This is a genomic window from Aeromonas sp. FDAARGOS 1405, assembly GCF_019048265.1.
Classification (GTDB): Bacteria; Pseudomonadota; Gammaproteobacteria; order Enterobacterales; family Aeromonadaceae; genus Aeromonas; species Aeromonas veronii_A.
This window is the reverse complement of the sequence record NZ_CP077311.1, coordinates 1298843-1313256: the sequence shown is the minus strand read 5'-3', so window position 1 is coordinate 1313256 and position 14414 is coordinate 1298843. Positions and strand designations below refer to the sequence as shown.

Genomic DNA, 14414 nt, shown 5'->3' with positions numbered 1-14414 from the left:
GGGATTCCTCAGGCGGTTTTACGCAGCAAGCCGTGTTTTTTCAGGTGAACCAGCAGGATGGAGATGGCCGCCGGGGTGATGCCGGAGATGCGGGAAGCCTGACCAATGGTCTGCGGCTTGGCATCGTTCAACTTGGCTTTCACCTCGTTGGAGAGGCCGTTCACCTCGCGATAGTCCAGATCCAGCGGCAGCAGGGTGTTCTCGTTGCGCAGCTGCTTTTCCACTTCATCGTGCTGACGCTCGATGTAACCGGCGTACTTGATCTGGATCTCAACCTGTTCGGCCGCGGCAGGATCAGTCACGGAGGGGCCGACACCTTCGATGGCCATCAGCGCATCATAGGTCACCTCGGGGCGACGCAGCAGCTCTTCCAGACTCTGCTCGCGGGTCAGCGGGGTGTTGACCAGGGCGTTGACTGCCTCCAGTGACGGATGTTGCGGGTGGATCCAGGTTGAACGCATGCGCTGACGCTCCAGCTCGACCTGTTCCATCTTGGCGTTGAATTTGCTCCAGCGCTCGTCATCCACCAGACCCAGCTCGCGACCGATGGCGGTCAGGCGGATATCGGCGTTGTCTTCACGCAGCAGCAGGCGGTATTCGGCGCGGCTGGTGAACATGCGGTAAGGCTCGCGGGTCCCCAGGGTGGAGAGATCGTCCATCATCACGCCCATGTAGGCCTGATCCCGACGAGGATTCCAGGGATCCTTATCCTGGGCACGCAGGGCCGCGTTCAGACCGGCCATCAGGCCTTGTGCCGCCGCCTCTTCGTAACCGGTCGTGCCGTTGATTTGGCCAGCGAAGAACAGGTTTGGAATGCACTTGCTCTCCATGTTGGCCTTGAGATCCCGCGGATCGAAGAAATCATATTCGATGGCATAGCCCGGACGGGTGATGTGGGCATTCTCGAAGCCGCGCACGGAGCGAACGATCTGCACCTGTACGTCAAACGGCAGGCTGGTGGAGATCCCGTTTGGGTAAAGCTCGTGGGTGGTCAGGCCTTCCGGCTCGACGAAGATCTGGTGCGCAGTCTTGTCGGCAAAGCGGGTGATCTTGTCCTCGATAGACGGGCAATAGCGCGGGCCAATCCCTTCGATCACCCCGGCGTACATGGGGCTGCGATCCAGGTTATTGCGGATCACATCGTGGGTGCGCTCGTTGGTATGGGTAACGTAGCAAGGCACCTGACGGGGATGCTGGCTGGCATCACCGATGAAAGAGAATACCGGACGCGGATCATCACCGTGCTGTTCCTGCATTACGGAGAAATCGACACTGCGGGCATCAATGCGCGGCGGGGTGCCAGTCTTGAGACGATCGATGCGCAGCGGCAGTTCACGCAGGCGCTGGGCCAGGGCGATCGAAGGAGGATCTCCGGCACGGCCACCCTTGTAGTTTTCCATCCCGATGTGGATCAAACCGTTCAGGAAGGTACCGACCGTCAGCACCACAGTCTTGCCGCTGATGCGGATCCCGCTCTGGGTGACCACACCGGCAACACGATCCCCGTCCATGATCAGATCGTCACAGGCCTGCTGGAAGATCTTCAGGTTCGGGTAGTTCTCCAGCATCTGGCGAACGACGGCCTTGTAGAGCAGGCGATCCGCCTGGGCACGAGTGGCTCGTACTGCCGGGCCCTTGGAGGAGTTGAGGGTGCGGAACTGGATCCCGCCAAGATCGATGGCACGCGCCATGATCCCGCCGAGTGCGTCAACTTCCCTTACCAGGTGTCCCTTGCCGATCCCGCCGATCGCCGGATTACAGGACATGTGTCCCAGCGTATCGATATTGTGGGTCAGCAACAGGGTATTCATACCCATACGGGCTGCCGCTGTTGCTGCTTCGGTTCCGGCATGACCGCCACCGACGACGATCACATCAAATTGTTCATGGTATTGCATTGGGATCACCTTGATCTGCACGCCTGAAGATCTTTATTTGCCTGGGCTAAAGGGCGGAACATTCTATCTGTTTCGCGTCCAGAGGGGAACGTCTACTTAACGTTCAGTATCAAGGGAGGATCCACTAATTAGATCTTAAGGATCTTTAGATCGATCTTTTACTGGATCTCTTATTAGGATCCGCCCTTTCTGTTGATAAGCACTTTTTGATCATAAAGATCATTAATTTAAGAACGATCCTGGCTTGTGGAAAAGCTTGGATCCTGGCCCGGTGAACGAGGGGATAACCAGGACTTTTATACACAGAGGTCTGTCGTTCTGGATCTAATACATGGATAACTATAGGTTTTGCAGAGCTTTACACCGTAGTTATGCACATTACCCCTGGGCGTTGTGGGTAACCTTGTAGAACAACTCCCCCGGATCAATCTGTTAATAACATGGTGGATAGTCGATCTGGGGATAAGTGGGGAGATCAAGCTTTTTTTCAGGATCTCCCGCACGCTGATCAGGCGATCATCGTCATCCAGTCGCGGATCCACACTTCTGCGGCATCTTCGGGGATCTCGTGTTGGGTCACATCGATGTCGAGTCGCTCGCCAATCCGGCTGGCTCCGCACTCGGCCAGCAGCCGATCCAGCGTCTTGCCACCCTGGCAAAAGGTGTCATAACTGCTGTCACCAAGGGCGATCACGCCATATTTCAATGAATTAAGATCCGGATGCTGCTCGGCAAGATCCTTGGCGAAGGGTTGCAGGTTGTCGGGCACATCCCCGGCACCATGGGTGGAAGTGACCACCAGCAGGATGGATCCCGCATCATCCAGCACCTCTGCCAGCTTGGCCGGGTTGTGGATCCGGGTCTGGTGGCCAGCCTGTTCCAGCAGGTTGGCGACGTGGTCTGCGACATATTCGGCGGCGCCCAGCATGGAGCCGACGACGAGATTGAGTTTGGCCATGGAATGGATCCTGATTTCAGACAAAGAAACGGAAAGCCGGATTCTACCGCCAAAGGATGTGGATAAATATGGATAAAGCTTGGGGATAATGGATCCAGTCAGATAATGCCACCGGATCCATCCTGCCGATCTTTTTTCTGCTTCTTTATATTCCTCTCCATTTTCTTCTCCGCTCATAGCTCTCTTGATGGATCCCATCTCCCGCGAAATCCTGCCAACGATGCAGCTAGATAACAATGTAGATGCAAATGATTAGCAATTATTGAATCGATTCGATCACGGCTCCTGTAGTAGGATTGCGCTGCTTTATTCGCCCATGGAACAGGGTGATGTCGTGACAAACGACCACAAATAACAATTAAAACAACATAACTCATTGATAAACGAGACTTTAATATGATTGCGCAAAAATACACTACAGGACCCGGCAAGAAGGGCGCCTTCGGCGTGCTTTCGCTCTCCGGTTTGCTCGTCTCCCTGCCGCTGATGGCCGAACAAACCACTGTTGAGCTGCCCAAAGCCAGCGAAACCATGGTGGTGACCGGTACGGCCATGAAGGTGGAAGTGCCGATGGCCGAGACCCCTCGCGCCGTCTCCGTGGTTAATCGCGAGGAGCTGGATCAGCACGCCGTGTTGCAGCTGGATGAAGCGATTCGCTACCGTTCCGGCGTATTGACCGGTCTCTATGGTTCCGACAACAACACCGACTGGTTCAAGGTACGTGGCTTCGATGCCGCCTCTTATCTGGATGGCAACCGGTTGTTTGGCTCCGGCTACTACGTCTGGACGCCGGAACCGTTTGGTCTGGAGAGTGTGGAAGTGCTGAAGGGGCCAGCCTCGATCCTTTACGGTGAGGCTCCTCCTGGCGGGGTGAGCAATGCCATCAGCAAGCGGCCTACCGCCACGCCGCAAGGGCAGGTGGATCTGCAGCTTGGCAGCCGGGATCATCGTCAGGTCGGGGTGGATGTCTCTGACGCGCTCTCCGACAACAGCCGTTACCGCATGGTTGCTCTTTATAAAGAGCGTGATGGCGTGCTCACTGGCACCTATAACGATCGGGTTTATCTGGCGCCCAGCGTCACCTTCGATCTTTCGGATCGTACCAGCCTGACCCTGCTGGCCAGCTTCCTGCACGACGAAGGGGTCCCGACCAACGGCTTCTTCCCGGTCTATGGCACCCTGAATACGTCAGGTGGCCAGATTGATCCCTCCACCAACCTGAGTCAGCCGGATTACGATCGCAACCGCAATACCCAGATCTCCACCGGTTATGAGCTGGCCCACCAGCTCAACCAGACCTGGGAGTTCAAGCAGAACGTCCGCTTCAACTACAACGATCTGCTGCTGCGCCAGACCTATATCTTCCCGACCTATGAAGGCACAACCGCTAGTCGTGGCCTGGTTTACCGCGATGGCAATACCAAGAGTGCCACCATGGATAACCAGATGGTGGGCTACTGGAACACCGACAGCACCGAGCAGACCTTGCTGCTGGGGGTGGATCTGCAGCGTCACGTCAATGAAGGGGTCGAGGCCGACAACTACGGTATGGGCTCCATCAATACCATGAACCCGGATTACAGCGGCTTCCCCGGTTTTGACGAGTCGACCGCCACTCACCAGAAGAGCAGCAAGGGCCAGAGCGGCCTCTATGCCCAGCACCAGATCCGCTGGGACGATCGCTGGTTGCTGACTGCCGGTGGCCGTTACGACTATGTGGAGACCCACAACACCAATACCAGCAAGGACGAGCGCCAGTACGATCACGAGCTATCCCTCTCGGGCAGCCTGATGTATCTGGCTGACAACGGCCTCTCTCCCTACTTTGCCTATGCCGAGTCGTTCGAGGTGCTGCCGGGGATCGATCCCAACACCAAGAGTTCCTACAAGCCGCTCAAGGGCAAGCTCTACGAGACCGGCGTCAAGTATGCGCCTGCCTTCCTCGACGGTTACATCAATCTGGCGCTGTTCGATCTGGCCCAGACCAACTCGCTGGTCTCTACCGGTTCCGGCCAGCAGACCCAGGCGGGTGAAGTGACCTCTCAGGGGGTTGAGCTGGAAGGGAGCGTGCAGGTGACAGATGCGCTGCGTCTGACCGCTGCTTATACCTACACCGATGCCAAAACCAACGACACCGGCAGTGGCGATCGCCGTGCCAGCCTGATCCCGCGCCACATCGCCTCCTTCTGGGGTAACTACAAGGTGCAGCAAGGGGTGGCTTCAGGTCTGGAGCTGGGTACCGGTGTGCGTTATATCGGTTCCAGCGTGGGTATTGGCGCCGTGAATGCGGACTACACCCCCATCTACGGCTCTGCCGAGGTGCCGGCCCATACCGTCTGGGATGCGATGATCGGGTATGACTTTGCCAAGAACTGGCGCGCCCAGCTCAACGTCAACAACCTGCTGGGTGAAACCTACGTGGCCAGTTGTGACTACTACTGCTACTACGGCGAGCCGCGCAGCGTAGTGGGCAGCATCAACTACCGCTGGTAATCGAAGTCGGGCGGGAACCAGATTCCCGCCCTTCTTTTCACCCGCAGTTGTTCTGATCTCTCTGGAATACCGGTCCGTTATGGAACTCTTGTCTCTGGTTTATCGCCAATATCGTTGGCCCTTCATCGCCATTACCCTGCTCAGTCTGCTCAGTGCAGTCAGCGGGATTGGCGTCATTGCCTTTATCAATCAGTCTCTTATCGAATCTATAGGTGATCCGCTGCCGATCCTCGGTCAGCTGGTCGGCCTGATTGTGTTGCTGCTGGTGATCACACTCGGATCTCAGCTGGCCCTGACCACTCTCGGTCACCATTTTGTCTACCGGTTGCGCGGCCGTCTGCTCAAGCAACTGCTGGATAGCGATGTCGCCCGCATCCGCCAGATTGGTCAGGGGCCGCTGTTGGCCTCCCTCTCCAGCGATATCGGCCAAATCACCATCGCCTTCGTGCGCCTGCCAGAGCTGGTGCAGGGGCTGGTGCTCACGCTGGGTTCAGCCCTCTATCTTGGCTGGCTCTCTTCTGCATTACTCGGGGTGACCGCGCTCTGGGTCACGATTACCATGGTGGTGGGCTGGTTGTTGGTGAACCGTGTTTATCGCCATCTCTCCCACATGCGTCAGGCCGAAGATCGGCTCTATCAGAACTATCAGGCCATCATCGCCGGCAGCAAGGAGCTGGCGCTCAACCGCGAGCGGGCTCACTTCGTCTATCACCAGCTCTATGAGCAAAATGCCCGTGACTACCGCCAGCAGATCATCCGCGCCGACACCTATCACCTGAGCGCGGTGAACTGGTCGAATATCATGATGCTGGGGGCCATCGGTCTGGTCTTCTTTCTGGCCAACGGCCTTGGCTGGGCCAACACCAATGTGGCCGCCACCTTCGCCCTGACCCTGCTGTTCCTGCGCACCCCGCTGTTGCAGGGGATTGGCGCCCTGCCGACCCTGCTTGCCGCTCAGGTGGCGTTCGACAAGATCGCCGCCCTCAATCTGGCCGAGCCTGATGCGGACTTCCCGCTGCCGCCCGCCATCCGACCCTGGCAGCGTATCGAGTTGGAGCAGGTGAGCTTTCACTATCAGGAGGAGGACGGCTTTGCCGTTGGTCCCATCGATCTGGTCATCGAAAAGGGGGAGCAGATCTTTATCATCGGTGGCAACGGATCAGGCAAGTCGACGCTGGCCATGCTGTTGACCGGCCTTTACCAGCCGGTATCGGGCCGGATCCTGTTGGATGGTGAACCCGTCACCGATCGCAACGGCTATCTGGCGCTCTTCTCGGCCATCTTCACCGACTATCACCTGTTCCAGCACCTGCTGGGGCCGGAACCCAAGGATGAGCTGGTGGCCGAGTGGCTGGAGCGGTTGCAGATGGGCAGCAAGCTCACCATCGAGGATGGCTTTATCGCCGATATCGATCTCTCCCAAGGGCAGCGCAAGCGGGTCGCCCTGCTGCTGGCGCTGGCCGAGCAGCGCGAGGTGATGCTGTTTGACGAGTGGGCCGCGGATCAGGATCCCCAGTTCCGCCGCATCTTCTATCAGGTGCTGCTGCCTCGCCTCAAGGAGATGGGCAAGACGGTAATTGCTATCAGTCACGATGATCACTATTTCCCGCTGGCCGATCGCCTGCTGGAGATGCGTCAGGGTCAACTCACCGAACTGACCGGGGCGCGCCGCGCCGAAGTGAGCCGTGATGCGATTGCCCATCTGGATTGCGAGGTGCTGGCTTGATGCCGGCACCGATGAGACTGGCGGCAAGCCAGCACAGGAACTGCTTATGTTCGAGATGAAATCAGCCAGCTTCACGGTCAATGACCGCACGCTGCTGCACCCCACCGACCTGCGTTTCGAGCAGGGACAGGTCTATGGCCTCATCGGCCACAATGGTTCGGGTAAATCGACCCTGCTCAAGCTGCTGGCACGCCAGCAACCCCTCAGCGACGGCGAGATCCTGTTCGATGGCAAGCCGCTACCCGACTGGGGCAATCGCGAGTTTGCCCGTCAGGTGGCCTATCTGCCCCAGCATCTGCCGAGCGCCGAGAATCTGCTCGGGCGGGAGCTGGTGGAGATGGGCCGCTATCCCTGGCGCGGCCTGCTGGGCCGGATGGGGGCGGAGGATCACCGTCAGGTCGATCGGGCCATCGCCCTTACCCATACCGAACGCTTTGCCGATCGGCTGGTGGATACCCTCTCCGGTGGCGAGCGAGGGCGGGTCTGGCTGGCGATGCTGCTGGCGCAGGAGAGCCGCTTTATCCTGCTGGACGAGCCGCTGGCCGCGCTGGATGTGGCCCATCAGGTGGAGGTGCTGACGCTGGTCAAGCAGTTGAGCCGTCAGCTAAACCTTGGGGTCATCATCGTCATTCACGACATCAATATGGCCTCCCGCTTCTGTGATCGGCTGGTGGCGCTCCACTCCGGCCGCCTGCTTACCCACGGTGAACCTGAGGGGCTCATGACCAGCGAGACCCTGAACGCCATCTATGGCATCCCGATGGAGGTCATTCGCCATCCGGCTCATGCTCATCCCATCGCCATCGTCTGACCGGGGGCTCTCTTGAACTGTTTATTGAAGAAGATGGCACCCTGCCTTATTAGCCTGCTGCTGCCACTAGCGGCGCAGGCCGACACATCCCCGATCGCCTCTGCATCGCTACCCCGTATCGCCACTGTCGACTGGACCATTGCCGAAACCTTGCTGGCGCTCGGGGTGACGCCGCTGGCGGTGGGGGATGTTGGCCCCTATCAGGCATGGGTTGGCGAGCCACGGCTACCCGCCGGAGTGGTGGATATCGGCCTGCGCACCCAGCCCAACCGTGAGCTGCTGGAGGAGCTCAAACCCGATCGCATCCTCATCTCGCCGCTGGCGGCCCCGCTGGCGCCAACTCTTTCCCGCATCGCGCCGGTGAGCACCATTGCCCTTTATGATGGGCAAACCGATCTGTGGCAGCGGCTGCACGAGGTGACCCTGACCCTCGCCCGTATGGTGGGCAAAACCGCCGAGGGCGAACGGCTGCTGGCCGGGCTGGATCGGGATCTCGCCAGTATGCAGGCCGGATTGCCTGAGGATCTGCCGCCCCTGCTGGTGGTGCAGTTTATCGATGAGCGCCATGTGCGGGTGTTTGGTCGCCACAGCCTGTTCGATGCAGTGATGACGCGGCTTGGGCTGCGTAATGGCTGGCAGGAGCAGACCAATGACTGGGGTTTCTCGGTGGTCAGCATCGAGCAGTTTATGACCTTGCCAACCGCGCGACTGGTGGTGGTCGATCCCATCCCGGTAGGGGTGAGCGAACGGCTGCAGGAGCCTGGGCTGTGGCAGCATCTGCCGCTGGTACGGCAGGCGCCCGTGCTGCATCTGCCTGCGGTCTGGAATTTTGGCGGCGTATTGGCCGCCCGCCGTTTCGCCGGTCTGCTCAGCGATGCATTGCTGCAAGATGCCGAGCGTATGGAGGCTAGCCGATGAAGAGACTGCTCACATCGCCGCTGCTGCGGCCGGTCTCGATCCTGCTGGGGTTGATCCTCTTGCTCGCGTATTGGGAGCTGGCTCGCCAGCTGCCCGGTGCGCTCTGGTGGCAGAGCCTCTTCGCCCCCAATCTGAATGACGTCAGCCAAGCAGTGGTGCATTTCAGCTGGCTGCCCCGCTTGGCTGTCACCCTGCTGGCCGGGACGGCGCTCGGGCTGGCGGGCACCCTGATGCAGCAGGTGCTGCGCAACCCGCTCGCGTCACCGACCACCTTGGGGGTGGCCTCCGGTGCCCAACTGGCGTTGATGATGGTGACCCTGTTTGCCCCCTCCTGGTTGCTGTTGGGGCGGGAGTGGATCGCCATGGCCGGTGGCAGCCTCGCGATGGCACTGGTGTTTGCCCTGGCCTGGCGTCGCCAGCTCAATCCGGTGGTCATCGTCTTTGCCGGGCTGGTGATCAACCTCTATCTGGCGGCCATCAGCATGGGGCTCTTGCTGTTCTTTCAGGAGGAGCTGAAAGGTTTGCTGGTGTGGGGCAGTGGCTCGCTAGTGCAGAACAGCTGGAGCGGGGTGAGTTACCTGTTACCCCGCCTGCTGGCAGCCGCTGCGCTGGCCGCGGTACTGGTGCGCCCGCTGGCGGTGCTGGAGCTGGATGATGCCAGCGCCCGCAGTCTGGGGGTCTCCCTTCAGCATCTGCGTTTTGCCGGACTGGGGCTGGCGGTGTTTGTCACCGCTTGCGTGGTGAGCGTGGTGGGGCTGATCGGCTTTATCGGGCTGGCGGCGCCCGCCATGGTGCGGCTGCTCGGGATCCGCCAGCTTGGCCAGCGGCTGCTGTGGGCACCGATCCTCGGCGCCCTGCTGCTGGCGGCGACCGATCTGCTGCTGCAGAGCCTGAGCCGCTTCTGGCCGGTATTGATCCCCACCGGCGCCATGACCGCCCTGCTGGGGGCGCCGCTGCTGCTCTGGCTGATCCCGCGCCTTGGCATCAAGTCGGGTACGCCGAAGGCTAACGCGGCTCTGCTGGTGGCTCGTCATTCGGCTCCGGCTCGCCTTATTGGCCTGTTGCTGGTCGGGCTGCTGCTGGCCGTGGTCGCCTCCCTGCTGGTTGGGCAGGGAATGGCGGGCTGGAGCTGGCCAAGCTGGCTCCGCTGGCAGGCCCAGCTGGAGTGGCGGCTGCCGCGCACTCTGGCTGCGGGGGCGGCTGGCGTGCTGCTGGCGCTGGCGGGCACCCTGTTGCAACGGGTCAGCAACAACCCGATGGCGAGCCCGGAGCTGCTGGGGGTGAGCGGCGGCACCTTTATGGGGGTGATTGCGACGGCGTTGTTGCTGCCTGCATTGCCCCTGCCGTTGATGCTGGCCGGTGGCCTGCTCGGGGCCTTCGGCTGCCTGTTGCTGCTGGTGCTGGTCAATCGCAAGCACGGCTTCCAGCCGGAGCGGATCCTGCTTTCAGGTATTGCCATCACGGCACTGTTTGAGCCGCTGCAGGCCATCGCGCTGGCCAATGGTGACATGCGGGTGCAGCAACTGCTCTCCTGGATGTCTGGTTCCACCTACTACGTCACCCTGCCGGTAGCCTATGGGCTAGTGGGGCTGGCGCTGTTGATGCTGGCCGCCTGTCTGCTTGTCAGCCGCTGGCTCGATCTGATGCCGATGGGTAGTGCTGTAGCGACCGCGCTGGGCATTCGCCTCAACCGTGCCCAGCTCGCCATCTTGCTGCTGGTGGCCGTGCTCACCGCTAGCGCCACCCTGGTGGTGGGGCCGCTCTCCTTCGTCGGTCTGTTGGCGCCGCATATGGCCAAGCTGATGGGGCTGGTGCGGGCACGCTGGCACCAGCTTGGAGCCGCCGCTTCAGGCGCCCTGTTGATGGTATCGGCGGACTGGGTCGGCCAGCAGATCCTCTTCCCGCAGGAGGTGCCAGTCGGGCTGGTCTCCACCTTGTTAGGGGGCGCTTACTTCATGTGGTGTCTGCGCCGCCTCTAGGTTTGCGGACAAAAAACGCACAACAAAAAGCCCGGGTTCATCCCGGGCTTTTTGTTGTCTGCTGTGCAGAGAGTTACTTGCCGATGCAGAATGTAAATAATCTATTATCTTCAATATGTTAGTGGCTTTTCGGGGGCCGCTTGGGGTAAAAGTAACTAAAACAGCATATTGAGAGGCCGCTCACGGGTTTCTGCTATCGTGCAGCGTTCCCACATAGTCCATTCTCGATCGTGCAGCCTTCCCATATGAATCAACGCGATGCTACTACACGCATTCAAAACTGCTTTTTAGGTGAGTTTTGAACATATTTTGAACCGACCATAGCACCGTCCGGTGCCTGGAAAGCCGCTTTTACTCTTCGAACCGTGCAAACTTCCCATAGGTGGTTTGGCTAACCGTGCAATCATCCCACATACCGTCAATTTAATCCCAGCCCTTTATCAGCCTGGCTGAGCGGGCTTTTAGGCCCTCTAGAATGGTGCTGCTGATGGCATCGGGGAAGCCCGCTGGCAATTGCTGGGTAACACGCTTAATAACATCATCAACGGAGTTGGCCAGTTCTGTCAGGATCTCTTCCATAGCAGAACGCTCAAATCCCACAGCTTTCGCCGTTTGGAAGAAATGACGCGGGAATATCTGCTCAATGGCGTATTTCTTTCCCTTGCTGCTTGCTAGGCCCATAGCGAGCTTGGCGTCCCTTCGGTTGAGGCCTCGGCCGCCAAACACTGGATAGACAGATAGGATGTCGTAAAAAGGGGTCAGGCGAAAACGCCCTTCCGGTTCAATAAAGACCGAGAAGTTCTTTGCATGGCCATCGGTGGCCGCCAGCAGCCAGAACAGGACCTGAGATTTCATGAACAGGTAGCGATCCTGTTCTGGTGTCGCAGAGCCCAGCAAGGTTTTCATGATGTCAGTGATCCCTGGTCCTCCATGACTCTCGTATTTCCGTGCTGACGGAACATTCAATACCTGACAGAAATCTTCTTGGGGAAGGCGCATGATCCAACTGCGATCGGCAGCGTAACGTCTGTCGAAGCGTTCCACAGCCAGTGCTTTGACCTGGCCAACCTGCATCATGAAGCAGTGAGGCACGGGTAGACCAAACTCCTTGGCAATCAGAGTGCAGAGATATTCGTTTTCTACGCTCTGGGAGAGGTCTATCGAGTAGGAGTGGCTTTCAATCTTGCCAATAGGGAGTTTGATAATGTGGGTTGTCGGCGTTGCGTTGAGTGGCAAGTACCAACGGCCATCGAGATAGAGCAGCGCTGTCTTTTCTTGCGCTCCGGCGATAGAGATCCGGAACTCCTCTTGCTCCCTGACCATCCCCAAAGGGATTCCTGATTTGTAGCTGGTCAGGATCTGCTCGAGCTCGCCATCGGAAAGTGCTTTGTAGTCGATTCGCCTGACATCTGGAACGTCGTGCCCTTCGGTAACCAGCTGTAATGCCCCTACGCTATCCTGGCCAATGCAACTGAGCAGATCGAAGGGCTGAGTTGATGCCGCTTGATAGCGTGCTACAACCCTGTTCCTCACCTCCGTATTATCTGGCAGCAGGTTGTCGAAGAAGTTATAGGCTTCATCGCCCCGGTAGGCCTGATGGCGCAATGGCATGGAAAGTGAGATGGGACGGCTGCCCGGTTGTGCCAGCCATGACTCATGGTACTGAAACTGATGGGCGCCGCTGGTAGTTTTGGTGAATGTGCCTACCCGATAGCCGTTCATGTAGACAGCCAGATTGGCCATTACCACTCCTCCTTCCAGCCCGATGCCGGACTCTCGGATGACTCATTGCGGGGTTTGATGTCCAGTGACAATTCGAGTGATGCGAGGATCTTGAACAGGGTTTCCAGCTTGGTGGACTCAGGATTGAGTTCGAAGCTGGAGACTGTGTCTTGCCTAATCCCCACTTTCTCGGCCACTTTGCCTTGAGAGAGCTTTTGAGAAAGCCTGGCATCCTTGATACAGGCGCTCAGCTGCTTGGCGCTGGTTACTTTCATGATTCGACAACCTGGTAGCGTGCCTTCTTCCAATTTACACGCTATGGCAGGTATATCAATATTTACCTGTTATAGGAGGTAAATGTAACTCACACGCTGTAGGCGGTATCTAACATTTATCCCCTATAGCGGGTAAGAGAACAGCAGACGGGGAGATTACCAAGCCATGGGGTAAAGAACTGCCGCGCTACGCTTGGCTGCTGGCTTGTTCGGTGAGTCGAAAAGATGACTCACCTCAAAGCCCAGCTTCTGTAGATTTCCTCCTTTGGCATCCCATTCAGCAGATCAGGAATGGTGAGCAACGTCGCTTAAATACTCAAATACAACTCAAAAGCGACTTTGTGATGACGGATCACACTTAAAGTTTGTGCTGTCAGATCAAAAGGCTATCGAAAGGTTGTGTTTCGATCGTCATGTGGTGGTTCTAAAAAGGTATACCCCATTAAAACCACTTAATACCCTCTCGAAAATCATATTGAAACCACTTATATTGAACCAATAATTAGGAACCACTTTAAACAGACTGATGGGGTTTCAATGTTCATACGGGCGTATTTACGTGCATCGACAGTGGAACAGGATGCTGAGCGGGCACGAGAGCTGCTGATTGGTTTTGCTGCTGAGCATGGCCATCAGATTGCCAGTTTCTATGTGGAGAATGAGTCGGGAGCGACGCTGGACAGGCCTGAGCTTATGAGGCTGATCCGCGATGCTGCAGATCGTGACATTGTGCTGGTAGAGCAGATTGATCGTCTGGCCCGTCTCAATCAGACGGATTGGCAAACACTGAAGCAGCTTTTGGCACAGAAACAGCTCTCCATCGTTTCTCCTGAGCTTCCGACTTCCTGGGTGGCATTACAGGGGGGCTGCCGCTCCGAGTTCACCAGCGCCATCTTGCAGGCTGTAAATGGCATGCTGTTGGATATGCTCGCAGCCGTCGCTCGTAAAGACTATGAAGATCGCCGTCGCAGGCAGCAGCAGGGTATTGCCAAGGCCAGGGATGAAGGGAAATACCGTGGTAGGCAGAAGGATGAGAAGAAGCGTCAGCACATCGCCAGGCTGTTGGTGACAGGCCATAGTTATTCCGCGATTCAGGAGATGCTTGGTTGCTCAAGGTACCTTATCGCTAGTGTGGCCAAGGAGACACGCAGTTAGCTCCAGAAGTAGTAATTTTTGATGACCGGCCCACCCTTGCGCTTTGGGCGTGGGGTTGTCTTCAGGGTTTTCGCTGTCCAGATGAGTGCGATGCTCAGCGCAGTGAACAGCCCGGCGGGCCAGTGCCAGCAGGTGAGTGTGGCAAGAGCCATTAACTGCAACCTGGCCGTGATGGGGTGCCTGGTGGCCCAGGCCAGTATTGGCCAGCACCAGTAAACCGGTGGCAGGCAGATCAGCAGCCATGCAAGCACCGTGTCGCCAAGTGCCATCAAGCCCAGCGCAACCACCGCCATGAGGGCGATATCAGCGATCGGTTTCATGGTGTCTCTCTTTTGCATGCGCCTTGTAGCTATACAGACTCCACACGAAGACAAGCGTGAAGAAGGCCAGCAAGCCAACCATCCCCCAACTGAACGAATCCATCGTGTTACTCCACCAATGAACATGATTTCAGCATGGCACCGAAGGCCTTGGTGTTC

General features: G+C 58.2%; 11 protein-coding genes. 6 read left to right on the top strand and 5 right to left on the bottom strand.

All coding sequences use genetic code 11. The annotated features are described in order from the left end of the window. Window positions 1-8: 8 nt before the first annotated feature. Window positions 9-1898 carry a tRNA uridine-5-carboxymethylaminomethyl(34) synthesis enzyme MnmG gene (gene mnmG / locus I6L35_RS06200; RefSeq protein ID WP_128816787.1) on the bottom strand — a complete coding sequence of 630 codons (1890 nt, stop codon included), beginning with the start codon at window positions 1896-1898 and terminating at the stop codon, window positions 9-11. Window positions 1899-2406: 508 nt separating this feature from the next. Continuing rightward, complete coding sequence (gene mioC / locus I6L35_RS06195) at window positions 2407-2856, bottom strand: FMN-binding protein MioC (RefSeq protein ID WP_033138545.1); 450 nt, start codon at window positions 2854-2856, stop codon at window positions 2407-2409. A gap of 396 nt (window positions 2857-3252) precedes the next feature. Here mioC and I6L35_RS06190 point away from each other — a divergent pair, with 396 nt between their 5' ends. The 5 genes from I6L35_RS06190 to fhuB all read left to right on the top strand — a co-directional run bounded on the left by I6L35_RS06190 (window position 3253) and on the right by fhuB (window position 10783). After that, window positions 3253-5349 carry a TonB-dependent siderophore receptor gene (locus tag I6L35_RS06190; protein WP_216979808.1) on the top strand — a complete coding sequence of 699 codons (2097 nt, stop codon included), beginning with the start codon at window positions 3253-3255 and terminating at the stop codon, window positions 5347-5349. A 79-nt stretch (window positions 5350-5428) separates the two neighbouring features. Next, window positions 5429-7075: a multidrug ABC transporter permease/ATP-binding protein gene (locus I6L35_RS06185; RefSeq protein ID WP_216979807.1), complete on the top strand. Its 1647-nt coding sequence runs from the start codon at window positions 5429-5431 to the stop codon at window positions 7073-7075. 46 nt (window positions 7076-7121) lie between these two features. Continuing rightward, window positions 7122-7886 (top strand): ATP-binding cassette domain-containing protein, encoded by a 765-nt coding sequence (locus I6L35_RS06180; protein ID WP_216979806.1) that lies wholly within the window; start codon window positions 7122-7124, stop codon window positions 7884-7886. Between the two features lie 33 nt (window positions 7887-7919). After that, window positions 7920-8804, top strand: a complete 885-nt coding sequence (locus tag I6L35_RS06175) for an ABC transporter substrate-binding protein (protein ID WP_216979805.1) — start codon at window positions 7920-7922, stop codon at window positions 8802-8804. Continuing rightward, window positions 8801-10783: a Fe(3+)-hydroxamate ABC transporter permease FhuB gene (fhuB, locus tag I6L35_RS06170; protein WP_216979804.1), complete on the top strand. Its 1983-nt coding sequence runs from the start codon at window positions 8801-8803 to the stop codon at window positions 10781-10783. The genes I6L35_RS06175 and fhuB overlap by 4 nt, the downstream gene beginning before the upstream one ends. Before the next feature lie 423 nt (window positions 10784-11206). On the opposite strand, the gene I6L35_RS06165 is transcribed toward fhuB, so the two are convergent. Further along, the gene (locus I6L35_RS06165; protein ID WP_139743359.1) at window positions 11207-12526 is read right to left on the bottom strand and encodes a type II toxin-antitoxin system HipA family toxin; all 1320 of its coding nucleotides are present in this window, start codon (window positions 12524-12526) and stop codon (window positions 11207-11209) included. After that, window positions 12526-12780 carry a helix-turn-helix domain-containing protein gene (locus I6L35_RS06160; protein WP_042013334.1) on the bottom strand — a complete coding sequence of 85 codons (255 nt, stop codon included), beginning with the start codon at window positions 12778-12780 and terminating at the stop codon, window positions 12526-12528. Before I6L35_RS06160 ends, I6L35_RS06165 begins: the two co-directional genes overlap by 1 nt. A gap of 537 nt (window positions 12781-13317) precedes the next feature. Between I6L35_RS06160 and I6L35_RS06155 the strand changes: the two genes are divergently transcribed. After that, window positions 13318-13935 (top strand): recombinase family protein, encoded by a 618-nt coding sequence (locus I6L35_RS06155; protein WP_216979803.1) that lies wholly within the window; start codon window positions 13318-13320, stop codon window positions 13933-13935. Here I6L35_RS06155 and I6L35_RS06150 read toward each other — a convergent pair. Further along, complete coding sequence (locus I6L35_RS06150; RefSeq protein ID WP_216979802.1) at window positions 13932-14255, bottom strand: hypothetical protein; 324 nt, start codon at window positions 14253-14255, stop codon at window positions 13932-13934. The two genes, I6L35_RS06155 and I6L35_RS06150, sit on opposite strands and share 4 nt — an antisense overlap. Between the last annotated feature and the right edge of the window lie 159 nt (window positions 14256-14414).